The organism is Pseudomonas marginalis (assembly GCF_008692035.1).
In the GTDB taxonomy this organism is placed as follows: Bacteria; Pseudomonadota; Gammaproteobacteria; order Pseudomonadales; family Pseudomonadaceae; genus Aquipseudomonas; species Aquipseudomonas marginalis.
Genome location: NZ_VTFG01000001.1, coordinates 49401 through 71737 on the forward strand (window position 1 = coordinate 49401; position 22337 = coordinate 71737).

The following is a 22337-nucleotide window of genomic DNA, read 5'->3' on the forward strand; positions in this document are numbered from 1 at the left end:
CTTGCCACCGTTACAGTGTCCCCCCAAAAGCCTTAGCGCTTTTTGCGCACCAGCTTCATGACCACCACAAAGAACACCGGCACAAACACCACCGCCAGGGTCGCGGTGATCATCCCGCCGATGACCCCGGTACCAATCGCCTGCTGGCTCGCCGAACTGGCACCGGTGGCAATCGCCAAGGGCACCACGCCGAGGATAAACGCCAGCGAGGTCATGATGATCGGGCGCAACCGGAGTCGTGCGGCTTTCAGGGTGGCGTCGATCAGGTCTTCGCCCTGGTCATACAGGTCCTTGGCGAACTCGATGATCAGGATCGCGTTCTTCGCCGACAAGCCGATGATAGTGATCAGGCCGACCTTGAAAAACACATCGTTGGGCATGCCCCGCAAAGTCACCGCCAGCACTGCGCCGAGCACGCCCAGCGGCACCACCAGCAACACCGACGTCGGGATCGACCAGCTTTCATACAGCGCCGCCAGGCACAGGAACACGATCAGCAGCGACAGGCCCAACAGGATTGGGGCCTGGGAGCCGGACAAACGTTCCTGCAACGACAACCCGGTCCACTCCTGGCCCAGGCCTGCCGGCAATTGGCTGACCAGGCGCTGGATTTCCTCCATCGCCTCGCCGGTGCTGTGGCCGGGTGCGGCCTCGCCGGAAATGGCGATGGCAGGGTAGCCGTTATAGCGCGTCAGTTGCGCCGGGCCCTGGGTCCATTTGGCTTCGACAAACGCCGACAGCGGTACCATCTTTCCATCCTTGTTGCGCACGTGGATCTTCATCAAATCCGCCACCTGGCTGCGCTGGTCGCCTTCGGCCTGTACCACCACGCGCTGCATGCGGCCCTGGTTAGGGAAGTCGTTGACATAGGCTGAACCGATGGCCGAAGACAGCACATTGCCCACATCCGCAAACGAGACGCCCAGCGCGTTGGCCTGCTTGCGGTCGACTTCCAGCTGCACTTGCGGCGCCTCGGCCAGGGCGCTTTCGCGCACGTTGGCCAGGATCGGGCTTTTTCCGGCGGCGTCGAGCAATTCGGTACGCGCCGCCATCAAGGCTGCATGGCCTACACCGCCGCGGTCCTGCAAGCGGAACTCGAAACCGCTGGAGGTGCCCAGGCCGTCCACCGGGGGCGGCAGGATTGCATAGGCAATCGCGTCCTTGAGTTCGCTGAAGGCCATGTTGGCGCGGTCGGCAATCGAGGCGGCGGAGTCATCGCTGCCGCGTTCCGACCAGTCCTTGAGCGTAGTAAACGCCAGCGCGGCGTTTTGCCCGGAGCCGGAGAAGCTGAAGCCCATGATCATGGTGGTGTCACCCACCCCTGGCTCCCCGGCGTTAAGCGCTTCGATCTGTTCGGCCACCTGCACCGTGCGGTTCTTGCTCGCGCCGGGCGGCAGCTGGATGTCGGTGATGGTGTAGCCCTGGTCTTCCACCGGCAGGAACGAGGAGGGCAGGCGGCTGAACATCAGCCCCAGGCCCACCAGCAGCACCAGGTAGATCAGCAGGTAACGGCCGCTGCGCTTGAGGGCATAGGCGACCCAGCCTTCGTAACGGTCGGTGAGTTGCTCGAAGCGCTTGTTGAACCAGCCGAAGAACCCGCCCTTGGCATGGTGCTCGCCCTTGGCAATCGGCTTGAGCAGCGTGGCGCACAGGGCTGGGGTCAAGGTCAGGGCGAGGAAGGCCGAGAACAGGATCGAGGTGGCCATCGACAGCGAGAACTGCTGGTAGATCACCCCCACCGAGCCGGCCATGAACGCCATCGGCAGGAACACCGCGACCAGCACCAGGGTAATGCCGACGATGGCGCCGGTGATCTGGCCCATGGCTTTTTTCGTCGCCTCCTTGGGCGACAGGCCCTCGGTGGCCATGATCCGCTCGACGTTCTCCACCACCACGATGGCGTCATCCACCAGGATGCCGATGGCCAGCACCATGCCGAACATGGTCAGCACGTTGATCGAGAAGCCCAGCAACAGCATGGTGGCGAAGGTGCCCATCAGCGCGATCGGCACCACCAGCGTCGGGATCAGGGTGTAGCGCACGTTCTGCAGGAACAGGAACATCACCGCGAACACCAGGGCCATGGCTTCGAGCAGGGTGTAGACCACCTTGGTGATCGAGACCTTGACGAACGGCGAGGTGTCGTACGGGATCTTGTACTCCACATTGGCCGGGAAATAGCGCGACAGCTCGTCCATCTTCGCCCGCACCAGGGTCGCGGTGTTCAGCGCATTGGCCCCGGGCGCCAGTTGCACGCTGACGGCGGTGGACGGCTTGCCGTTCAGGCGCGTGGAAAACTGGTATTCCTGACTGCCCACTTCTACCCGCGCCACATCGCCGATGCGCACGGTGGAGCCGTCCGGGTTGGCCTTGAACACGATATCGGCGAATTCCGCCGGCGTGGACAGCTGGCCCTTGACCAGGATCGCGGCGGTGATTTCCTGGGTCCTGGTACCCGGCAAGTCACCGATGCTGCCGGCCGAGACCTGGGCGTTCTGTGCGCTGATCGCGGCATTCACGTCGGCCGGCGTGAGGTTGAAGCCGATCAGTTTCTGCGGGTCGATCCAGATGCGCATGGCGCGTTCGGCACCGTACAGCTGGGCCTTGCCGACCCCGTCCAGGCGCTTGAGCTCGTTCATCACGTTGCGCGCCAGGTAATCGCTGAGCGCCACATCGTCGAGCTTGCCGTCGTTGGAGGTGAGGGTCACCAGCAGCAGGAAACCGGCGGAGACTTTCTCCACCTGCAAACCCTGCTGGGTCACGGCCTGGGGCAGGCGCGGCTCCACCGCCTTGAGGCGGTTTTGCACATCGACCTGGGCCATTTCCGGGTTGGTGCCGGGCTGGAACGTGGCAGTAATCGTTGCCGAGCCGAGGCTGCTCTGGGATTCGAAATACAGCAGGTGATCGGCGCCGTTGAGCTCCTGCTCGATCAGGCTGACCACGCTTTCATCCAGGGTCTGGGCCGAGGCGCCCGGGTACACCGCGTAGATTTCCACCTTCGGCGGCGCGACGTTGGGGTACTGGGCCACCGGCAACTGCGGGATGGCCAGCAAGCCGGCCAGCAGGATAAACAGGGCGACCACCCAGGCGAAGATCGGGCGGTCAATAAAGAACTGCGGCATTGTCAAAGATCCTTATTGGCCGGAAGCCTGGGCAACGGGTGTGGGGCTGTCATCGACCTCGACTTTTTCACCGGGGCGCGCGTGCTGCAGGCCTTCGACGACGATACGGTCGCCGGGCTTGAGGCCATGGCTGACCACCCAGCGGTCAGCGATCACCGCACCCAGTTCCACCGGCTGCTGGCTGACGGTCTGCTCGGCGTCGAGCAGCAGCACCATGGGGATGCCGGCGCTGTCGCGGGTGATGGCGCGTTGCGGCACGCTGATGCCCTGTTTGTCGACGGCCTGCTCCAGGCGGACCCGTACGAAGCTGCCGGGCAACAGGTCGAGGTCCGGGTTGGGGAACTCGCTGCGCAGGATGATCTGCCCGGTGCCCGGGTCGACGCTGATCTCGGCGAACAGCAACTTGCCCGGCAGCGGGTAGAGGCTGCCATCGTCCTGGATCAACGTGGCCTTGGCCTGGTCCTGGCCTACCTGCTTCAAGCTGCCGGCGCGGAAGGCGCGGCGCAGGTCGTTGAGCTCGCGGGTGGACTGGGTGAGGTCGGCGTGGATCGGGTCCAGTTGCTGGATGATCGCCAGGGGCGTGGCTTCGTTCTGGCCCACCAGTGCCCCTTCGGTCACCAGGGCGCGGCCGATGCGCCCGGAAATCGGCGCGGTCACGGTGGCGTAGCCCAGGTTCAACCTGGCGCGCTCGACGGCGGCCTTGTTGGCGGCGACTTCGGCGTTGGTCTGGCGCAGGTTGGCGCGGGCGTTGTCGTAGTCCTGGCCGCTGATGGCATTGCCTTCCACCAGTTGGCTGTAGCGCTGCTCCTGCAGGCGCGCCTGGAACGCATTGGCCTCGGCCTTGCTCAGGTTGGCCTGGGCGCTGTCCAGGTCAGCCTTGAACGGTGCCGGATCGATGCGAAACAACACGTCGCCCTGTTTGACGTCATGGCCTTCCTTGAACACCCGTTGCATCACCACCCCGGCCACCCGTGCGCGCACTTCGGCGATGCGTGGCGCGGCGATGCGTCCGCTCAATTCGCTGGTGATGGAGAGGGGCTTGGCCTCAAGGGTTTCGATGCGCACTTTGGCCAGGGGCATTGGCGGCGCTTCGTCGGCCGATTGGTCACAGGCACTCAGGGCCAGCGTCAGGGCCAACAGGCAGAATGGCGCAAACAGATTCTTCGACATGCTCTTATCCCAATATTGACTGGCGCATCCTAAGGGCACCTGCGCCGTGGTGCTGTGAAGCTGTGTAGGTCGTCTGTGAAGAAATGTAAGGTGCGGCGCGCGGGGCGCCGAGGGCGTATATCCTTGCACAATCCTGCAACACACCAACAAACCGCATTATTTGGAAACACCATGCCCAACATCCTCCTGGTGGAAGACGACGCCGCACTCTCCGAGCTGATTGCCAGCTACCTGGAACGCAATGGCTACCACGTCAGTGTGCTCAGCCGTGGCGACCACGTCCGCGAGCGCGCGCGCCTCGACCCGCCGGACCTGGTGATCCTCGACCTGATGCTGCCCGGCCTCGACGGCCTGCAAGTGTGCCGCCTGCTGCGCGCCGACTCGGCGGGCCTGCCGATCCTGATGCTCACCGCCCGCGACGACAGCCACGACCAGGTGCTGGGCCTGGAAATGGGCGCCGACGACTACGTGACCAAACCCTGCGAGCCGCGTGTGCTGCTGGCGCGGGTGCGCACCTTGCTGCGGCGCAGCAGCCTGTCCGAGCCCCAGGTGGCCAACGACCAGATCCTGATGGGCAACCTGTGCATCGACCTGTCGGAGCGCACCGTGACCTGGCGCGAGCAGGCGGTGGAGTTGTCCAGCGGCGAATACAACCTGCTGGTGGTACTGGCCCGGCACGCGGGCGAGGTGCTCAGCCGCGACCAGATCCTGCAACGCCTGCGCGGTATCGAGTTCAACGGCACCGACCGTTCGGTGGACGTGGCCATTTCCAAGCTGCGCCGCAAGTTCGACGACCACGCCGGTGAAGCGCGCAAGATCAAGACCGTATGGGGCAAAGGCTACCTGTTCAGCCGTTCCGAGTGGGAATGCTGACCGATGTTTCGTGTACTGCTACGCCTTTACCTGATCACCATCATTACCTACAGCGCGGCGATCTTCCTGATTCCCAAGCTGGTGATCCAACTGTTCGAGCACCGTTACCTGGACTACAACGTCGAGCAGTCCCGAGGCATGCAGAAGCTGATCGTCAAGCAGTACCTGCGCGCGCCGGTGGAGCGCTGGTCCCAGGTGACCGAGCAACTGGGACGTGACTTCGCCCCCCTCAAAGTGCAATTGCTGTTGCGCCAGGACGCCAGCTACACCACGCAGGAAGCCAAACTGCTGGAGCAGGGCAACCCCGTGATTCACCTGGGGGAGTTCGGCTGGATGGAGGACATCAGCTCGCCGCTCAACGAGCAGTTCGTGGTCAAGCTGACCATTCCGCCAGACCCGCTGGACATGAACCTGTTGTACTGGTCGATGAACGTGCTGATCGGTGCGGCGTTGCTGGCCTGCCTGCTGTTCTGGCTGCGTCCGCACTGGCGCGATCTCGAACGCCTGAAAAGCACCGCCACGCAACTGGGCAAAGGCAACCTGGCCGAGCGCACACACATCCCGGCCAGCTCCAATATCGGCAGCCTGGCAGCGGTGTTCGATACTATGGCCGACGACATCGAACACCTGCTCAACCAACAGCGCGACCTGCTCAACGCGGTCTCCCACGAACTGCGCACGCCCCTTACGCGCCTGGATTTCGGCCTGGCCCTGGCGCTGTCGGAAGACTTGCCGGAGGCCAGTCGCCAGCGCTTGCATGGCCTGGTTGCGCATATTCGCGAGCTGGATGAATTGGTGCTGGAGTTGTTGTCCTACAGCCGCCTGCAAAACCCGGCGCAATTGCCCGAGCGTGTGGAGGTGGTGCTCGATGAGTTTATCGACAGCGTGCTCGGCAGTGTCGATGACGAACTGGAAAATCCCGAGATCGTCATCGATGTAGCACTCGACTGCGCTGTGGAACGCTTCAGCCTCGACCCGCGCCTCACCGCCCGTGCCCTGCAGAACCTGCTGCGCAATGCCACGCGTTACTGCGACAAGCGCATTCAGGTGGGCGTCAAGGTCTGCGCCAAAGGCTGTGAAATCTGGGTGGATGACGATGGCATCGGCATTCCGCTGGACCAGCGCGAGCGTATCTTCGAGCCTTTTTACCGTCTCGACCGCAGCCGCGACCGCGCCACCGGTGGCTTTGGCCTGGGCCTGGCCATCAGCCGGCGAGCCCTCGAGGCCCAAGGCGGCACCCTGACCGCACTGGCCTCGCCGTTGGGCGGCGCACGGTTCCGGGTGTGGTTGCCCACGGCTGCCGATTAGAAAATCTCCCGGGGAAGGCGCACACTGTGCCCCCGCTTTACCCGAGGAGAGATTGGCAATGACTGGTGTCCACACGTCTGCTCAACGAGGTTTCTCTACCCAGGCCGCCACCTACGCCCAGGGCCGGCCGAATTATCCCAGGCAACTCACGGGCTGGCTCACGGATGTACTCGGCGTCGATGGGCACTCACGGGTGATCGACCTGGGCGCCGGCACCGGCAATTTCACGCGCCTGCTCAGCACCCTGGCACCGACGTTGATCGCCGTCGAACCGGTGCAGGCCATGGGTGCGCAGTTGACCCGGCTGTTGCCGGACGTGCGCCTGGTCAACGGCACCGCCGAAGCCATCCCCCTGGAAACCGCCAGCGCCGACGCGGTGGTCTGCGCGCAAGCCTTTCACTGGTTCTCCACCCAGGCCGCGCTGGCGGAAATCCACCGCGTGCTCAAGCCCGAAGGGCGCCTCGGGCTGGTGTGGAATGTGCGCGATGAGTCGGTGGACTGGGTAGCGGCGATCACTGCGATCATTACGCCCTACGAGGGTGACACCCCGCGTTTTCACTCCGGACGCTGGCGCGAAGCCTTCGACGGCAAGTACTTTTCCGACCCCGAAATGACCTGTTTCCCCTATAGCCACGTCGGCAGCCCCCAGGAAGTGATCATGGATCGCTTCCTCTCCGTGAGCTTTATTGCTGCGTTGCCCGAGGCTGAAAAAGCCCTTGTGAGCGAGCAGTTGCGTGGCTTGATCGCCAGCCATCCGGCCCTGAAGGACCGCGACACGGTGGCGTTTCCTTATCAGACCCAGGCGTATGTCTGTCGTCGACTGCCATAAAAGGCATAAAGTCAGATCATATTGATATAAGTCGTTATAAGAAAAATCGCTATCCTGCGGCCAGAAATTTATAAGGCCGCGGGTAGCGTTGATGGAAGTGGGTAACTTTGGTTTTGTAATTGCGGGCCTGATCGTTGGTTTTATCGTCGGCATGACCGGTGTCGGCGGGGGCTCCTTGATGACCCCGATCCTGTTGTGGTTCGGCATCAACCCGGCCACGGCCGTGGGCACTGACCTGCTGTACGCGGCCATCACCAAATCCGGTGGTGTGCTGGTCCACAGCAAGAACAAGAACATCGACTGGACCATCACCGGCTGGCTGACCCTGGGCAGCGTGCCTGCGGTGTTGCTGACCCTGTGGTTCCTCGCCAGCCTGCACACCGACCCCAGCGCCATGAACGCGGTGATCAAGCAGGCCCTCGGCGTGGTGCTGCTGCTGACCGCCCTGGCGATCCTGTTCAAGCAACGCCTGCTGGCATTCGCCCAGCGCCACGCGGGCGATCATTACCATATGAACCCGCGCAACCTGAATGCCCTGACCGTGGTGACCGGTGCGGTGCTGGGGACCATGGTTGCGCTCACCTCCATCGGCGCCGGCGCCCTCGGCACCGTCGCGCTGTTTATCCTCTATCCGTTCCTGGCCACGCGCCGCCTGGTCGGCACCGAGATCGCCCACGCCGTGCCCCTGACCCTGGTGGCGGGCCTGGGCCATGCCGGCATGGGCAATATGGACTGGCACCTGCTGGGCTTTCTGCTGATGGGGTCGCTGCCGGGCATTTACTTCGGCAGCCACATGACCGGCAAGGTCCCGGACGGCGTATTGCGCCCGTGCCTGGCGATCATGTTGATGACCATCGGCTACAAATTGGCCTTTTGAGGCGTACACAGGATTCAAATACACAGGGGCCAAATGTGGGAGGGGGCAAGCCCTAATGCCAGTCAGTTAAGGAGGAACACTGTAACTGTGGTGAGCGGGCTTGCCCCGCGTTGGGCTGCGTAGCAGCCCCAAAACACAGCCCCGGACCTGCCTGGCACACTGCAGCGCTCTTATTGGGGCTGCTGCGCAGCCCAACGCGGGGCAAGCCCGCTCACCACAGGTTACTGTTTGCCCGTTCTATCTCTTAACTGATCGGCATAGCCCCCTCCCACAGTTTTGACCCCGCTCAGCCTCAGGCTTTCGCCGGGCCATTGCCGATCTGCCACACAAACGGCGGCTCGGTGCCATTGATCACCCAGTCCCCCACGATCCGCGCCTTGTAGATCACCGGGTTGTGCGACGACACGGTCCGCGCATTGCGCCAATGGCGGTCGAGGGACTTGCCCTGGCGCACATCCGACGCCCCCAGGGCGTTGAACAACTCACTGGTGGCGCGCTGGATCAGCTCCGACACCACCACTTGCGCGGTGGCTGACTCGATTTCGGCCGCGACGTTGGCTTCGCGCTCGGCGACTTCATCCCCACCGAACCGCGCCAGGTACGCCCGCTGCGCCGGCACAGCGGCTTTCAGCGCGCTGGCTTCGGCGGCGTAGACCAGGGCGGCGACTTCGCCCACCACCTGCTGGATCTGGGCATCCTGGCTGACGTGCTGGGCATTGCCGTGGCTGTAGATGCGCTTGCGGCTGCGCACCTGGTGGGCCACATCGCGCAACGCGGCACGGCCGATACCGGCGAGGCTGGCCAGCAGGACAAGTTGGTAGAACGCGGTCTGGTATTTGAAGCGGGTCGCGAAGTCGATGACGTTTTCCGCCTCCACCACCGCATCGGTAAAGCGCGAGGTGCCGCTGCCGGTGGTGCGCTGGCCAAAGCCGTCCCAGTCATCGCTGTGTTCCACGCCGGGCTGGCGCGCGCGGGTGGCGGCGATCACATCGCCGCCGGTGTCGCTGCGCTGGGCGTACACGTCGATCCAGTCGGAGAAAATACTGCCGGTGCTGTAGAACTTTTCACCGTTGAGTTTCCACCGATCGCCGTCCGGGCTGACCTTGGTGACAACCTCGCCGATGGCCACGGTGCCGATTTCGGTCCAGGCGCAGCCGACGATGTCGCCGTCGACAAAGCGCTTGAACCACAGGTCGCGGCCGGCACTGGGCGGCGCATTCAGGCGGTCTTCGGCAAAGGCGAAATGCCCGCGCAGGGCCTGGGGCACATTGGAGTCGGCCTCGGCCAGTTCGATCAGCAGTTCGAACAGTTGCGGCAGCGAAGCACCGCCACCGCCATATTCCACCGGCACCCGCACCGCGCCGAAGCCGGCTTCCTTGAGCCACTGGATCGGTTCATGGGGCAGGGCGCGGGTTTGTTCGCGCTCCACCGCGCCAGCGGCGATGCGCTGGAAAATCGGACGAAAGCGCGCCGCCAGCGTGGGGTAGTCGACGCCGACAGACAACGGGTTGATAACGTGGTGTTCGGTCATGAGCAAGGCTCCGGGGCAGTGATCGGTGCCGGGAGTGATTGCACACTCCGTGCCGGGTGCCAGGCCCAATGTTTACGGGGGGATGCACGCTGTTTACTGTTGCTCCAGCAACAGCAAACCGACAAAGCGCTGCAATCCCTGACATTGGCATTCCAAGCTTCCCAGCCCCGAATTCGTGTCGCAACCCTTGTGGCGCGGGCGTTTGCCCGCGTCTGGCACGCTTGCTGCTCAACCCCTCAGTACATTCCTTAGTGCGAGGTACCGTTCGATGAGTCAGCAAGCCGTGAAATTTGCCTATTGGGTGCCCAACGTCAGCGGTGGGCTGGTGGTCAGCAAGATCGAACAACGTACCCACTGGGGCATCGACTACAACCGCAAACTGGCGCAATTGGCCGAGGAAGCCGGCTTCGAATACGGCCTGACCCAGATCCGCTTCACCGCCGGCTACGGCGCCGAGAACCAGCATGAGTCCGTGGCGTTCAGCCATGCCTTGCTGGCCGCTACCACCAGGCTCAAGGTTATCGCCGCGATCCTGCCCGGCCCATGGCAACCGGCGCTGGCGGCCAAGCAACTGGCGACCATCGACCAGCTCACCAATGGCCGCATTGCGGTGAACATCGTCAGTGGCTGGTTCAAGGGCGAGTTCCAGGCCATCGGCGAACACTGGCTGGAGCACGACGAGCGCTATCGCCGTTCCGAAGAATTCATCCGCGCCCTCAAAGGCATCTGGACCCAGGACGACTTTACCTTCAAGGGCGACTTCTACCGTTTCAACAATTACACCCTCAAGCCCAAGCCCCTGGGCCAGCCGGAAGTGTTCCAGGGCGGCAGCTCGCGGGCCGCGCGAGACATGGCGGCCCGCGTGTCGGACTGGTACTTCACCAACGGCAACACCCCGGAAGGCATCAAGGCCCAGGTCGATGACATTCGCGCCAAGGCCGCCGCCAACAACCATTCGGTCAAGGTCGGCGTGAATGCGTTCATCATCGCCCGCGACACCGAGGAAGAAGCCCGCGCCGTGCTCGCAGAGATCATCGACAAGGCCGACCCGGAAGCCGTGAACGCCTTTGGCGACGCGGCCAGGCAGGCCGGCAAGGCATCACCCGAAGGCGAGGGCAACTGGGCCAAGTCGAGCTTTGAAGACCTGGTGCAGTACAACGATGGCTTCAAGACCAACCTGATCGGCACCCCGCAGCAGATTGCCGAGCGCATCGTCGCACTCAAGGCAGTGGGCGTGGACCTGGTGCTGGCGGGCTTCCTGCACTTCCAGGAAGAAGTGGAGTACTTCGGCAAACGTGTATTGCCGCTGGTGCGCGAGCTGGAAGCCAAGGCCGGGATCAAGCAGGTGGCCTGACCAGGGTTTTCTCCAGGCGCAGGGCCGGGGTGTGGTCTGCGTAGTAGTCGTTGACCTGGGCGAAACGCCGGTAGCCGTTGCGTTCATACAGCGCCAGGGCGCCGCGGTTGTCGGTGCGCACCTCCAGGCGCAGGTGGGCGCACCCGTGCGTCACCCCGCAGGCCTCGACATGGCTGAGCAACTGCTTGCCCAGCCCGAGGCCGCGTGCGTGCTCGGCAATGGCGATGGAATACAGGCGCGCGAACACGCTGCCACGACGAAACAGCACCAGCGCATAACCGAGCAACTGCCCGTCCTGTTCCGCCACCAGCAACTGGCCGTGGGCGCGGCTGATCATCCAGTGAAAACTGCGCGATGAGAGCCGGTCGGTGGTGAAACACTGGTGCTCCAATGCCACTAATGCCGGTATATCACCGGGTAATGCAATGCGAGAGAAAAGAGCCATATAACCGCCGTAAAAGTTGCGTAACGAAACGGGACTTCCCTAAAAGATCGTGCTTAATAGAAAAGGTCGAGTTCTCTAAAGCGGATCAAATATTATGTCGGCGGTACAAGGTCATTGGCGTGAAGTATCCGAGCAAATCGTCGCGGCGACAATAACATCGAAGGGCTTTTTTTCTTCGCCGCCTCGAAGTAACAGTCAAGTGGTGATCATTGTTGAACGCAAGGAAGATTGGGCCTCCTACTTTCCCAGCGAAGACATCGTCACCGCCCAGGAGTACCTGGAGCAAACCCGCCAGAACGAGTCAGGCAAGCGGGTGCAGGTGATCAACCTGTGCCGCAGCTACAAGTACCTGGGGCACGGCTACTACTGCTCGTTGCTGGCCGAAGCGCGCGGACACAAGGTGATTCCTTCGATGCGCACCATCAGTGAGCTGACCAGGAAGTCGCTGTACGGCCTGGCGCTGGACGACTTGGATAAAACCCTTGATAAAGCCTTGAGTCATCACCTCTACAGTAATACCGAAGGGTTTACCCTGACACTTTACTTCGGCAGGACCACTATAGAGCCGTTGCAGGAATTGGCCCGCCAGTTGTTTGAAACATTCCCATGTCCGATCTTGTTAGTTGAGTTCAGAAAACATAACGGTTGGCATATCGTAGGGGTCAAGTCCGGCGTATTGCACAAGTTACGCGACGACCAGGAAGATCAATTCGCCCACGCCCTCGATAACTTCAGCCGCAGGATCTGGCGCCAGCCCCGTTCACGGCGCCTGGCCCGTTATGACCTGGCGATCCTCCATGATCCCCAGGAGCAATTGCCGCCGTCCAATGCCAAGGCTTTGGATAACTTCATCCGCGTCGGCAAGGGCCTGGGCATCGATGTGGAACTGATCGAGCGCAAGGACTACGCGCGCCTGGCCGAATACGACGCCTTGCTGATCCGCGAGACCACCAGTGTCGACAACCATACCTACCGCTTTGCCAAAAAAGCCGAAAGTGAAGGCCTGGTGGTGATGGACGACCCGGCGTCGATCCTGCGTTGTACCAACAAGGTCTACCTTACCGACCTGCTCAACAGCCATCAGTTGGGTATGCCTGCCACCGAGATTCTCTACAAGGAACGACCGCAGGACTTTGAACGGGTCGGCGAGCGCCTCGGGTTTCCGCTGGTGTTGAAGATTCCCGACGGGTGTTTCTCCCGTGGCGTGATCAAGGTCGAAAGCCAGGCAGCCTTGCTCAAGGCCACCGCCGAGTTGTTCGAGCATTCGGTGCTGCTGCTGGCCCAGGAATTCTTCTACACCGAGTATGACTGGCGCATCGGCGTACTCAACCGCAAGCCGATCTTTGCCTGCCAGTACTTCATGTCCAAGGGCCATTGGCAGATCTATAACCACAAGGCCCTCGGCCAGGCCATCAACGGCGAATGCCGCACCCTGGCCGTCCATGAAGCCCCCAGGGCGGTGGTGGAACTGGCGGTGAAGACCGCCAACCTGATCGGCGACGGCCTCTACGGTGTGGACCTCAAGCAGTCCGGCGACAAGGTGGTGGTGATCGAGGTCAACGACAACCCCAACCTGGATGCCGGCATCGAAGACGCCTACCTGCAGGACGATCTGTACAGCCTGGTGCTGGAAGAGTTCGTGCGGCGCCTGGAGTTGAAACGCCAGGGCCAGGTCTGGTGAGGTTCAAGGCGGTATCTACGGCGGTGGGTGAATCAAGGGCGGGTTTGCAGGGTCAGCACTTCAAAGCCATCCGCCGTCACCGCCACCGTATGCTCCCACTGCGCCGACAGGCTGTTGTCCTTGGTCACCACCGTCCAGCCGTCTTTCAGGCTGCGCACCTTGGCGCCGCCCTGGTTGAGCATCGGTTCGATGGTGAACACCATGCCTTCACGCAGTTCCAGCCCGGTGCGAGGGCGGCCGAAGTGCAGGACCTGCGGTTCTTCATGCATCTGCTTGCCGATGCCGTGGCCGCAGTATTCACGCACCACGCTGTAGCCATTGGCCTGTGCATGGCTCTGGATCGCATGGCCGATATCACCCAGGCGCGCGCCGGGCTTGACCTGGCGGATCCCGGCCCACATCGCCTCGAAAGTCATGTCCACCAGGCGCCGCGCCTTGGGCGCGACGGTGCCGATCATGTACATCTTGCTGGAATCGGCGATAAAGCCGCCTTTTTCCAGGGTGATGTCGATGTTGACGATGTCGCCGTCCTTGAGGATTTCCTTGGCGCTGGGCATGCCATGGCACACCACCTCGTTGATCGAGGTGTTGATGGAGAAGGGGTAGTCGTATTGCCCGAGGCTGGCGGGGCGGGCTTTCAATTCGTTGCGGATAAAGGCTTCGACGGCGCTGTCCAGTTCCAGGGTGGAACGGCCGGCGGCGACAAAACCGTCGAGCATGTCGAACACTTGGGCCAGCAGGCGTCCGGACTCGCGCATCACAGCCAGTTGGGCGGCGGTCTTGATCATCAGCTGCGCCCCCGGATCAGGTCGGGCTTGTCCAGCAACAGTTTGTTGATCAGCTCGTGGTAGGGCAGGCTGGGATTGAGTTCGGCGAGCAGGCCGACCTTGATCCAGAACTCGGCCTGGGCGTTGATGGAGCGGTCCATGGCCGCACTGGCCAGCCGGAGTTGTTCGTGCAGTTGGTCGCTGATCTTGACGATGCCCATGAGGTTCACTGTAGTGGTTGGATATACGAATCGTATATGTTTCATATGTCGTCAGTAAACATGATGTTGACTTGATCCGGATGGCCGGTTAATTTCCAGGCATGACCTATCCAGCCTTCCGCAGCCAGCCAAGCATTATTACCGCCATTCCTCATTTGGCGGGATAGCACACGGCTGCACCCCAACCCGCCTTAGAGGCGGGTTTTGTTTGTTCCGTCTCCAGGGCCTTTAAAAACCAGGAGACACCCATGAGCACGTGCCCCGCACCGCCTACCGCTGATACGGCATTGCTTGAACACTATGTGAAAAAGATCCTCGCCGCGCCGGTCTATGACCTCGCGGTGCGTACGCCCCTGCAAGCCGTGCCGGCACTCTCGGCAATGCTCGGCAACCAGGTGCTGCTCAAGCGCGAAGACCTGCAACCGACCTTTTCCTTCAAGATTCGCGGCGCCTACAACAAGCTGGTGCAGCTTACCGGCGCGCAGAAAGCGCGCGGTGTGGTGACGGCGTCGGCGGGTAACCATGCGCAAGGCGTGGCACTGGCGGCGAAGACGCTGGGGCTCCAGGCGCGGATCGTGATGCCGTGCAGCACGCCGGAATTGAAGGTGCTGGGCGTGCGCTCCCGGGGCGCCGAAGCGGTGCTGCACGGCGAGAGCTTCCCGTTTGCCCTGGCCCATGCGCTGCAACTGGCCGAGATGTCCGGCTGCACCTTCGTTTCGCCCTTCGATGACCCGGAAGTGATCGCCGGCCAGGGCACGGTGGCCATGGAAATCCTGCGCCAGCAACAAGGCCCCTTGGACGCGATCTTCGTGCCCGTGGGCGGCGGCGGCCTGATCGCCGGCATTGCGGCCTACGTCAAATACCTGCGGCCCGAAGTGCGCATCATCGGGGTCGAGCCCGAAGGCTCCAGTTGCCTGCTCGCCGCGCTGCGGGCCGGGGAACGGGTGGTGTTGCCGAGTGTCGACGGGTTCGCCGATGGCACCGCAGTCGCGCAGATCGGCGCCTATGGCTTTGAGATCTGCCGCGATTGGGTCGACGAAGTGATCACCGTCAGCAATGACGAACTGTGCAGCGCGATGAAGTTGATCTATGACGATACGCGTTCCATCACCGAACCTTCCGGTGCGCTGGCGGTGGCGGGGGTTCGCAAGTACGTGGCCAGTCGGGGGGTAAGTGGGCAGACCTTGGTCGCGGTTAATTCAGGTGCAAATATCAACTTTGATAGTTTGCGATATGTTGCTGAAAGAGTGGCGGCACAAGTTGCAGTTTAATTCGAAGCGTGGGGTTAAACGATTAATCGAAGCGGTTCGACGATGATTTAACTGATGTGATCTAAGCTATATAAATTCCTACATTGCTTATGAAGAAAAGTTACAACAAAAACGGAATTTGCCGAGTAGGCTGGTAAAGGTAAGCGTCTTCCAGGGCTGGCGAGACGTGGCAGGCACGCGCCTGCAGACTTATAACAATCGATTGGCAAGTCTCAAAAAAGGAGAGGTTGGCCATGCTTTCGGAATTAGAACTTCGCAGCATTATTGAAGGAAGTTTCCTGCCTAAACGGTGCGAATGCACCAAAGCCGAAGATGCTTCGCTGACGATCAAGGTCTATGACGACCGCGACCGTGACCGGGTGGATTTGGAGGTCAAAGGTATCAATGCTGACAAACTCGACAGCAGTCGAGCTATTTGCAACCTCATTACCGGGTTGCGTGAAGACCTCAAGCACAGCCATGCACCTGTCCAGCAGCGGGCTGGAGGGCGCGGTTACTACTGATCGTTGGTCATGAACGGTGGGCCTGGTAAATGCCAGGCCCAATGCTGTGTATGTTTGCCCATCAATTCTGGAAATCGCAGGCTTCGGACATTTTCCGGTAGCTCACGTCTTCCACTTTGCCCGCCTTGTCCAGGAACTTGATATCCGCATCAATGACTTTGCAGTCGCCGGTTGGGGTTTCGTTCATGGCCAGGACCTTGGCAATGTTCATCGGCATGCCGTAATGATAAGGCACGGGTTTGACCGCCTGGGTTTGATCGTCAGCCTGGGCCAGGCCCGATACTGCCGACAGCGCCAGGGCGCCGCCGAGCATTAAGGTGTGCAGTTTCATGGTGGTGCTCCGCAAGTGAGTGGAATTTCACTCTCGACTTGCGGGATTAACCATCGATTAATTTTGCCCTGGCTGACAAAACCTTCATCCAAGCTGCTGGCGATACGGCAAGTCCGGCCCGGTCTTGCCGCACGTCAGTGCCGCAGCGCGGATGGCGAAGCCGAGCATGGCGTCGATCTGCGCGCGGGTCAGTTGTTGCAGGCCTTGCACCGAGTCCAGCTGGTGCTCGGTCAGCCAGGCAATCAACGCAGCCTGGAAGGTATCCCCGGCACCCACGGTATCCGCCATCACCACGCGCTGTGCCGGTTGCGACCAGGTGCCATGCTGACGGCTGAACACACTGGCGCCATCGCCGCCACGGGTGAGGAACACCAGCTGGCAACGGTGTTGCAGCCAGCCCTGCAGCACGCTTTCCGGCGACTGGCCGGGGTAGAGCAGGTGCAGGTCTTCGTCGCTGACCTTGATCAGGTCGGCATGCTTGGCCAACTCGGCGACGCGGTCGCGCCACAGTTGGATATCCGGCTGCGGATTAAGGCGCACGTTGGGGTCGAGGCTGATCAGGCGCTTGCCGCTTTCGCGCTTGACCAGGTTCAGCAGGGTGTCGCCGATCGGTTGCACCACCAGGGAGAACGAGCCGACATGCAGGCCGCGCACCTCATCGCCAAGGACCGGCAAATGCGCGACTTCCAGCAGTCGGTCGGCGCAGCCTTCACCCCGGAAGTTGTACTGCGGTGAACCGTCGGCGCCCACGGCGACCATCGACAAGGTGGTCGGCGCGGCAAACTCCACCAGGAACCGCTCGCTGACGCCTTCATCCCTGAGCACCTGCAACAGCCGGCGCCCGAGGAAGTCGTTGGACAGGCCGCCGAACAACCCGGCCTCGATGCCCAGGCGGCGCAAACCCACCGCGACGTTGAACGGTGAACCACCGGCAATCGCCTTGTAAGTGACCTTGGAGGCCTGCCCACTGGCATCTTCCTCGCTGAAAAAATCAAACAGCGCTTCACCACACACCAGATACATAGTCGTTCGCTCTTAAAGGGTTGCCACGTGCTGTTGATAGCGTTCGTAAGCCAGTTGGTAGGCGCTGACATTGGCCGCCACCGGCAGGGTACGGCTGGCGGGGTCGACGCTCACGCATTTGTCGCACAGGCTGGCCAGGGACTCGCCGGACTGGCTCCACGCCGCCTGGATCGCCGCGCCCAGGGCGGCGGCTTCGCTTTGTTCGGTGCAGATCACTTCGGTGTTCATGATATCGGCGACCATCTGCCGCCACACCGGGCTTTTCGAACCCCCGCCGATCAGGCGGATGCTCTGGCTTTGCAGGCCGGTGTGACGTAGCAGGTCGAGGCCGTAGCGCAGGCCGAAGGTGGTGCCTTCGACCACCGCGCGGCACAGGTTGGCACGGGTCAGGTTGGTCATGGTCAGCCCATGCAGGCTGCCGGTGGCGTGGGGCAGGGCGGGTACGCGTTCGCCGTTGAGGAACGGCAGCATGCTGACGCCATCGGCGCCAATCGGGGCTTGCTCGACCAGTGCGTTGAAAGCGTTGAGGTCCAGCTCGAACAACTCGCGGATCACCCCGGTAGCGTTGGTCAGGTTCATGGTGCAGATCAACGGCAGCCAGCCGCCGCTGGACGAGCAGAAGGTGGCGACCGACGCCTGGGGGCTGACATTGGGCTGGTCGGCGAAGGCATACACGGTGCCGGATGAGCCCAGGCTCATGGTGATCACGCCGGGGGCGATATTGCCCGTGCCGATGGCACCCATCATGTTGTCGCCGCCGCCACTGGACACCCTGGCATTGGGGTTGATACCCAGGCGTTCGGCGATGGCCGGCAGGATCGTGCCTACGCTTTGATCGGCTTCGATCAATGTCGGCAGCGCAGCTTCAAGGCGGCCGCTGGGGTCGATGTGCTTGAGCAGCGCCATATCCCAGGTGCGGGTGCGCACGTTGAAGTAACCGGTGCCCGAGGCATCGCCATATTCCGCGACCGCGCGGCCGGTGAGCCAGTAGTTGAGGTAGTCGTGGGGCAGCAGCACATGGGCGATGCGCGCGAACACATCCGGGTGCTGCTCGCGGGTCCACAGCAGTTTCGACACGGTGTAGCCCGGCGCAATCGCCACGCCCAGGCGCTCCAGCGAGCCACTCTCGCCGCCCAGGTAGGCCAGCAGGCGCTCGTTCTCCGGCGCGGTTTCGGTGTCGCACCACAGCTTGGCCGGGCGCAGCACCTGGCCGCTTTCATCCAGCAACACCAGGCCGTGCTGCTGGCCGGATACGCCGATGCCGAGGATGTCCTGGCCGTCCACGCCGGCCTGTTGCAAGGCGCGGTGGGTGGCTTCGGTAAAGGCGTCCAGCCATTCCTGGGTGTGCTGCTCGCGACGGCCATTGGCGCCGCTGATCAGGGTGTGCGCGGCGGCGCCCAGGCCCAGTACCTTGCCGCTGGACGCGTCGAGGACGATGGCCTTGGTGCCTTGGGTGCCGCAGTCGATGCCGAGGAACAGGTTTTGCTGGGTCATGAGGGTGTGCTCAGCAGTGTTATTTTTTTGGATTGGCAACCCGGTCCAGTGTGGGAGGGGGCTTGGCCCCTCCCACACTTAAATCGGTTTCTTCAGGAGGTGCTTCAGGGTAGCGGTTACGCCTTTGTCACGCAGGCTCCCATAGCACCGCTCGAACGCTGCCACAAACTCAGGCGAGTTGGGAATAGCCGTACCGAAAATCTCTTCCACTGCCAGCAACCGCTGGCTGATCAACCCCTCATCGCTCACCAGCCCCTGGCAGAATGCTGCGCGCGGATCGGGGATCGTGTAGCTCACGCCATTCTCATCCACACCCTTCAAATACAAGGCCCACGCCGCGACCACCAGCGCCGCACGCTCGGTCTCGCGCCCATCGACTATCAGGCGGTTGATGGTCGGCACGGTGAACTTGGGAAACTTCGACGAGCCGTCCGAACACACCCGTTCCAACTGGTCGGCAATCGCCTGGTTGGAGAAGCGGTCCACCAGGGTCTGCTTGTAGTCGCTCAGGTCGATGCCCGGTACCGGCGCCAGGTTCGGCGTGACGTCGAGGTCCATGTAGGCGCGCATGTAGGCCACGAACAGCGGGTCGTTCATGGTCTCGTGCACAAACCGATAACCCTTGAGAAACCCCAGGTAGGTCAGGGCCAGGTGGCTGCCGTTGAGCAAGCCGATCTTCATCTCTTCATAGGGCGTCACATCGTCGGTGAACTGCACGCCGACCTTTTCCCACGCCGGGCGGCCGTTGACGAATTTGTCTTCCAGCACCCACTGCACAAAGGGTTCGCAAACCACTGGCCAGGCGTCGTCGATGCCGTGTTCATCGTGCAGTTGCAGGCGGTGGGCGGTGCTGGTCATCGGCGTGATGCGGTCGACCATGGCGTTCGGGAAGCTCACATGGGCCTTGATCCAGTCATGCAGCTCGGCATCGTGCAGGGCGGCGAACGCCAGCAGTGCATTGCGCGTGACAGCGCCATTGTGGGGCAGGTTATCGCAGGACATCACGGTAAACGCCGGGACGCCGGCCGCGCGGCGCTGGGTCAATGCCGCGCAGATAAAACCGAACACGGTTTTTGGCGACGACGGATGAGCCAGGTCATGCTGGATCTGCGGCAGGTGGGCCATGAACTCGCCGTTGCTGTCGTCGATGCAGTAGCCGCCTTCGGTGATGGTCAGCGAGACGATGCGAATCTCGGGACTGGCCAGTTTGTCGATCAATGCCTGGGCGCCGTCTTCGGCCAGCAGCATGTCGCTGATCGCGCCGATCACACGCACTTCGGTGTCGTCGGTGTCGCCCAGTTCGTACAGGGTGAACAGGTAGTCCTGGCCGGCCAGGTCGTCGCGGGCCTTGCGGTCCTCGCTGCGCAGGCCGACGCCGCAGATGCTCCAGTCCAGGCCCTCGCCGGTGTTCATCAGTGCATCGGTGTAATAGGCCTGGTGCGCGCGGTGGAAGCCGCCGACGCCGATATGGGCGATACCTTGGGAGGTACTCGCAATGGCATAGGCCGGCAGTTTGACTTCCGGCGCCAGCTGGGTGAGGTTCTGCTTATTCAGTTTCATCGGTCAATACTCGCGAAATCAGGCGGCGGCGCGCAGTGGACGGGCCACGGCAACACCGTCGGTGTCGAACAGATGGCAGTGCGCCGGGTCCAGGTGCAGGTGCAGCGTTTCGCCATACTGGCTGGCCATGTCGCCGCGAATCCGCATGGTCAGCGGCTCGCCGTTCGAGGTGATGACGTGGCAGAAGGTGTCGCTGCCCAGGCGCTCGCCGACGTCGGCGGTGACGGTCAGGGCGGTTTGCCCAGGCGACGCGATTTCCAGGTGCTCCGGACGAATGCCCAGGTTCACCGCACTGCCCACGCTCAGGCTGGCGCCGCTCAGCGGCAGGCTGATCAGGGTGCCGGCGTCCAGCTGCACCTCACAGCCCTGGCCGTCGACGCGGGTGACCTTGCCTTTGAGGAAGCCCATTTTCGGCGTGCCGAGAAAGCCCGCCACAAACAGGTTGGCCGGCTGGTGGTACAGCTCCAGCGGCGAGCCGACCTGCTCGATACGCCCGCTGTTCAACACGACCACCTTGTCGGCCAGGGTCATGGCTTCGACCTGGTCGTGGGTCACGTAGATCATGGTCGCTTGCAGCTCTTTGTGCAGGCGCGACAGCTCCAGGCGCATCTGCACGCGCAGGGCGGCGTCGAGGTTGGACAGCGGTTCGTCGAACAGGAAAATCTTCGGGTTGCGCACGATGGCGCGGCCGATCGCCACGCGCTGGCGCTGGCCACCGGAGAGTTGCTTGGGCTTGCGTTCCAGCAGCGGGCCCAACTCGAGAATGCGTGCGGCTTCGTTGACCTTGCTCTCCACCAGCTGCTTGTCGACGCCGGCCAGGTCCAGGGCAAACGACATGTTCTTGCGCACGCTCATATGCGGGTACAGCGCGTAGGTCTGGAACACCATGGCCAGGTCGCGTTTGGCTGGGGTGACTTCGGTGATGTCGCGGCCATCCAGTTCGATGGTGCCTTCGCTCACCTCTTCGAGGCCGGCGATCAGGCGCAGCAGGGTGGATTTACCGCAGCCCGAGGGGCCGACGAAGACTACGAATTCCTTGTCGTTCACTTCCAGGTCGATGCCCTTGATGATCGAGAAACCTTCGAAGCCTTTTTGCAGATTCTTGATTTTGAGGTTGGCCATGATGGGCCCTCCGCTAGAAATTATTATTTAACTGCACCGAAGGACAAACCGCGCACCAGCTGTTTCTGGCTGATCCAGCCAAAGATCAGGATCGGCGCACAGGCCAGGGTCGAGACGGCAGACAATTTGGCCCAGAACAAGCCTTCGGGGCTGGAGTAGGAGGCGATCAGTGCGGTCAAGGGCGCGGCGTTGGACGAGGTCAGGTTCAGCGACCAGAAGGCCTCGTTCCAGCACAGGATCAGCGACAGCAACACCGTGGAGGCCAGGCCGCCCTTGGCGATCGGCAGCAGCACCCGGACCATTTCCTGCCACAGGGTGGCGCCGTCCAGGCGCGCGGCTTCGAGGATGTCCTTGGGGATGTCCTTGAAGTAGGTGTAAACCATCCAGACCACGATCGGCAGGTTGATCAGGGTGTAGATGATGATCAGCGCAATGCGCGTGTCCAGCAGGCCAAAGCTCTTGGCCAGCAGGTAGATCGGCATCAGCACGCCCACGGGCGGCAGCATCTTGGTGGAGAGCATCCACAGCAGCGTGCTCTTGGTGCGTTTGGTTTCGTAGAACGCCATGGAGTAGGCGGCCGGCACCGAAATCAGCAGGCACAGGGCGGTGGCGCTGAATGAAATCAGCACCGAGTTCCAGGCATAGCTGAAGTAGTTGCTGCGCTCGTTGATGTGCAGGTAGTTCTCCAGGGTCGGCGTGAAGATGAACTGCGGCGGCGTGGCGAACGCGTCGATTTCGGTCTTGAAGCTGGTCAGCACCATCCAGAAGATCGGGAAGAAGATCAGGATCGCGATGGCCCAGGCCAGGGTGCCGAGCAACAGGCTTTGCAGGCGGCGGGATTGTTGAAGCGTCATG

General features: G+C 62.4%; 19 protein-coding genes and 1 pseudogene. 8 read left to right on the forward strand and 12 right to left on the reverse strand.

All coding sequences use genetic code 11. From position 1 onward, the window contains the following. Positions 1-32: 32 nt before the first annotated feature. Complete coding sequence (locus FX984_RS00220; RefSeq protein ID WP_154905221.1) at positions 33-3122, reverse strand: efflux RND transporter permease subunit; 3090 nt, start codon at positions 3120-3122, stop codon at positions 33-35. Between the two features lie 12 nt (positions 3123-3134). Beyond that, positions 3135-4292: an efflux RND transporter periplasmic adaptor subunit gene (locus tag FX984_RS00225; RefSeq protein ID WP_027606420.1), complete on the reverse strand. Its 1158-nt coding sequence runs from the start codon at positions 4290-4292 to the stop codon at positions 3135-3137. Between the two features lie 171 nt (positions 4293-4463). Between FX984_RS00225 and FX984_RS00230 the strand changes: the two genes are divergently transcribed. The 4 genes from FX984_RS00230 to FX984_RS00245 all read left to right on the forward strand — a co-directional run bounded on the left by FX984_RS00230 (position 4464) and on the right by FX984_RS00245 (position 8179). Continuing rightward, a complete protein-coding gene (locus FX984_RS00230) occupies positions 4464-5165 on the forward strand; it encodes a response regulator (RefSeq protein WP_027606419.1) in 702 nt (233 codons plus the stop codon). Positions 5166-5168: 3 nt separating this feature from the next. After that, the gene (locus tag FX984_RS00235; RefSeq protein WP_027606418.1) at positions 5169-6473 is read left to right on the forward strand and encodes an ATP-binding protein; all 1305 of its coding nucleotides are present in this window, start codon (positions 5169-5171) and stop codon (positions 6471-6473) included. A gap of 58 nt (positions 6474-6531) precedes the next feature. Continuing rightward, positions 6532-7302: a class I SAM-dependent methyltransferase gene (locus FX984_RS00240; RefSeq protein ID WP_146477939.1), complete on the forward strand. Its 771-nt coding sequence runs from the start codon at positions 6532-6534 to the stop codon at positions 7300-7302. Between the two features lie 91 nt (positions 7303-7393). Further along, positions 7394-8179 carry a sulfite exporter TauE/SafE family protein gene (locus tag FX984_RS00245; protein WP_027606416.1) on the forward strand — a complete coding sequence of 262 codons (786 nt, stop codon included), beginning with the start codon at positions 7394-7396 and terminating at the stop codon, positions 8177-8179. 292 nt (positions 8180-8471) lie between these two features. Here the strand turns inward: FX984_RS00245 and FX984_RS00250 are convergent, their stop codons facing one another. Then, complete coding sequence (locus tag FX984_RS00250) at positions 8472-9710, reverse strand: acyl-CoA dehydrogenase family protein (RefSeq protein WP_092357835.1); 1239 nt, start codon at positions 9708-9710, stop codon at positions 8472-8474. Positions 9711-9978: 268 nt separating this feature from the next. On the opposite strand from FX984_RS00250, the gene sfnG reads away from it, so the two are divergent. Then, complete coding sequence (sfnG, locus tag FX984_RS00255; RefSeq protein ID WP_092357837.1) at positions 9979-11064, forward strand: dimethylsulfone monooxygenase SfnG; 1086 nt, start codon at positions 9979-9981, stop codon at positions 11062-11064. On the opposite strand, the pseudogene FX984_RS00260 reads toward sfnG, so the two are convergent. After that, positions 11060-11509: pseudogene (locus FX984_RS00260) on the reverse strand (GNAT family N-acetyltransferase); the annotation flags it as partial. The gene sfnG and the pseudogene FX984_RS00260 sit on opposite strands and share 5 nt — an antisense overlap. A 94-nt stretch (positions 11510-11603) precedes the next feature. Here FX984_RS00260 and FX984_RS00265 point away from each other — a divergent pair. Then, positions 11604-13190: a RimK family ATP-grasp domain-containing protein gene (locus FX984_RS00265; RefSeq protein ID WP_146477941.1), complete on the forward strand. Its 1587-nt coding sequence runs from the start codon at positions 11604-11606 to the stop codon at positions 13188-13190. Positions 13191-13222: 32 nt separating this feature from the next. Here the strand turns inward: FX984_RS00265 and map are convergent, their stop codons facing one another. Next, a complete protein-coding gene (gene map, locus FX984_RS00270) occupies positions 13223-13978 on the reverse strand; it encodes a type I methionyl aminopeptidase (RefSeq protein ID WP_146477943.1) in 756 nt (251 codons plus the stop codon). Beyond that, on the reverse strand, positions 13978-14178 hold the full coding sequence (locus FX984_RS00275) for a ParD-like family protein (protein ID WP_027606410.1): 201 nt from the start codon (positions 14176-14178) through the stop codon (positions 13978-13980). Before FX984_RS00275 ends, map begins: the two co-directional genes overlap by 1 nt. A gap of 248 nt (positions 14179-14426) precedes the next feature. Between FX984_RS00275 and ilvA the strand changes: the two genes are divergently transcribed. Continuing rightward, positions 14427-15449, forward strand: coding sequence for a threonine ammonia-lyase, biosynthetic (ilvA, locus tag FX984_RS00280; RefSeq protein WP_146477945.1), 1023 nt, complete (start codon positions 14427-14429; stop codon positions 15447-15449). Positions 15450-15682: 233 nt separating this feature from the next. Continuing rightward, positions 15683-15952, forward strand: coding sequence for a DUF1652 domain-containing protein (locus FX984_RS00285; protein WP_027606409.1), 270 nt, complete (start codon positions 15683-15685; stop codon positions 15950-15952). Positions 15953-16013: 61 nt separating this feature from the next. On the opposite strand, the gene FX984_RS00290 is transcribed toward FX984_RS00285, so the two are convergent. The 6 genes from FX984_RS00290 to FX984_RS00315 all read right to left on the reverse strand — a co-directional run bounded on the left by FX984_RS00290 (position 16014) and on the right by FX984_RS00315 (position 22336). Continuing rightward, on the reverse strand, positions 16014-16283 hold the full coding sequence (locus FX984_RS00290) for a DUF2790 domain-containing protein (RefSeq protein ID WP_098479680.1): 270 nt from the start codon (positions 16281-16283) through the stop codon (positions 16014-16016). An 84-nt stretch (positions 16284-16367) separates the two neighbouring features. Further along, positions 16368-17306 carry a carbohydrate kinase family protein gene (locus FX984_RS00295; RefSeq protein WP_108574329.1) on the reverse strand — a complete coding sequence of 313 codons (939 nt, stop codon included), beginning with the start codon at positions 17304-17306 and terminating at the stop codon, positions 16368-16370. Between the two features lie 12 nt (positions 17307-17318). After that, on the reverse strand, positions 17319-18800 hold the full coding sequence (xylB, locus tag FX984_RS00300; protein ID WP_098479678.1) for a xylulokinase: 1482 nt from the start codon (positions 18798-18800) through the stop codon (positions 17319-17321). A gap of 78 nt (positions 18801-18878) precedes the next feature. Continuing rightward, on the reverse strand, positions 18879-20360 hold the full coding sequence (locus tag FX984_RS00305) for a mannitol dehydrogenase family protein (protein ID WP_146477948.1): 1482 nt from the start codon (positions 20358-20360) through the stop codon (positions 18879-18881). An 18-nt stretch (positions 20361-20378) separates the two neighbouring features. Further along, on the reverse strand, positions 20379-21482 hold the full coding sequence (locus tag FX984_RS00310) for an ABC transporter ATP-binding protein (protein ID WP_146477950.1): 1104 nt from the start codon (positions 21480-21482) through the stop codon (positions 20379-20381). Positions 21483-21505: 23 nt separating this feature from the next. After that, positions 21506-22336: a carbohydrate ABC transporter permease gene (locus tag FX984_RS00315; RefSeq protein WP_027606403.1), complete on the reverse strand. Its 831-nt coding sequence runs from the start codon at positions 22334-22336 to the stop codon at positions 21506-21508. Between the last annotated feature and the right edge of the window lies 1 nt (position 22337).

Bases quoted from the DNA above. Each gene is read 5' to 3' on its own strand.
- FX984_RS00220 (WP_154905221.1), bottom strand. From the start codon at position 3,122: ATGCCGCAGTTCTTTATTGACCGCCCGATCTTCGCCTGGGTGGTCGCC.
- FX984_RS00225 (WP_027606420.1), bottom strand. From the start codon at position 4,292: ATGTCGAAGAATCTGTTTGCGCCATTCTGCCTGTTGGCCCTGACGCTG.
- FX984_RS00230 (WP_027606419.1), top strand. From the start codon at position 4,464: ATGCCCAACATCCTCCTGGTGGAAGACGACGCCGCACTCTCCGAGCTG.
- FX984_RS00235 (WP_027606418.1), top strand. From the start codon at position 5,169: ATGTTTCGTGTACTGCTACGCCTTTACCTGATCACCATCATTACCTAC.
- FX984_RS00240 (WP_146477939.1), top strand. From the start codon at position 6,532: ATGACTGGTGTCCACACGTCTGCTCAACGAGGTTTCTCTACCCAGGCC.
- FX984_RS00245 (WP_027606416.1), top strand. From the start codon at position 7,394: ATGGAAGTGGGTAACTTTGGTTTTGTAATTGCGGGCCTGATCGTTGGT.
- FX984_RS00250 (WP_092357835.1), bottom strand. From the start codon at position 9,710: ATGACCGAACACCACGTTATCAACCCGTTGTCTGTCGGCGTCGACTAC.
- sfnG (WP_092357837.1), top strand. From the start codon at position 9,979: ATGAGTCAGCAAGCCGTGAAATTTGCCTATTGGGTGCCCAACGTCAGC.
- FX984_RS00265 (WP_146477941.1), top strand. From the start codon at position 11,604: ATGTCGGCGGTACAAGGTCATTGGCGTGAAGTATCCGAGCAAATCGTC.
- map (WP_146477943.1), bottom strand. From the start codon at position 13,978: ATGATCAAGACCGCCGCCCAACTGGCTGTGATGCGCGAGTCCGGACGC.
- FX984_RS00275 (WP_027606410.1), bottom strand. From the start codon at position 14,178: ATGGGCATCGTCAAGATCAGCGACCAACTGCACGAACAACTCCGGCTG.
- ilvA (WP_146477945.1), top strand. From the start codon at position 14,427: ATGAGCACGTGCCCCGCACCGCCTACCGCTGATACGGCATTGCTTGAA.
- FX984_RS00285 (WP_027606409.1), top strand. From the start codon at position 15,683: ATGCTTTCGGAATTAGAACTTCGCAGCATTATTGAAGGAAGTTTCCTG.
- FX984_RS00290 (WP_098479680.1), bottom strand. From the start codon at position 16,283: ATGAAACTGCACACCTTAATGCTCGGCGGCGCCCTGGCGCTGTCGGCA.
- FX984_RS00295 (WP_108574329.1), bottom strand. From the start codon at position 17,306: ATGTATCTGGTGTGTGGTGAAGCGCTGTTTGATTTTTTCAGCGAGGAA.
- xylB (WP_098479678.1), bottom strand. From the start codon at position 18,800: ATGACCCAGCAAAACCTGTTCCTCGGCATCGACTGCGGCACCCAAGGC.
- FX984_RS00305 (WP_146477948.1), bottom strand. From the start codon at position 20,360: ATGAAACTGAATAAGCAGAACCTCACCCAGCTGGCGCCGGAAGTCAAA.
- FX984_RS00310 (WP_146477950.1), bottom strand. From the start codon at position 21,482: ATGGCCAACCTCAAAATCAAGAATCTGCAAAAAGGCTTCGAAGGTTTC.
- FX984_RS00315 (WP_027606403.1), bottom strand. From the start codon at position 22,336: ATGACGCTTCAACAATCCCGCCGCCTGCAAAGCCTGTTGCTCGGCACC.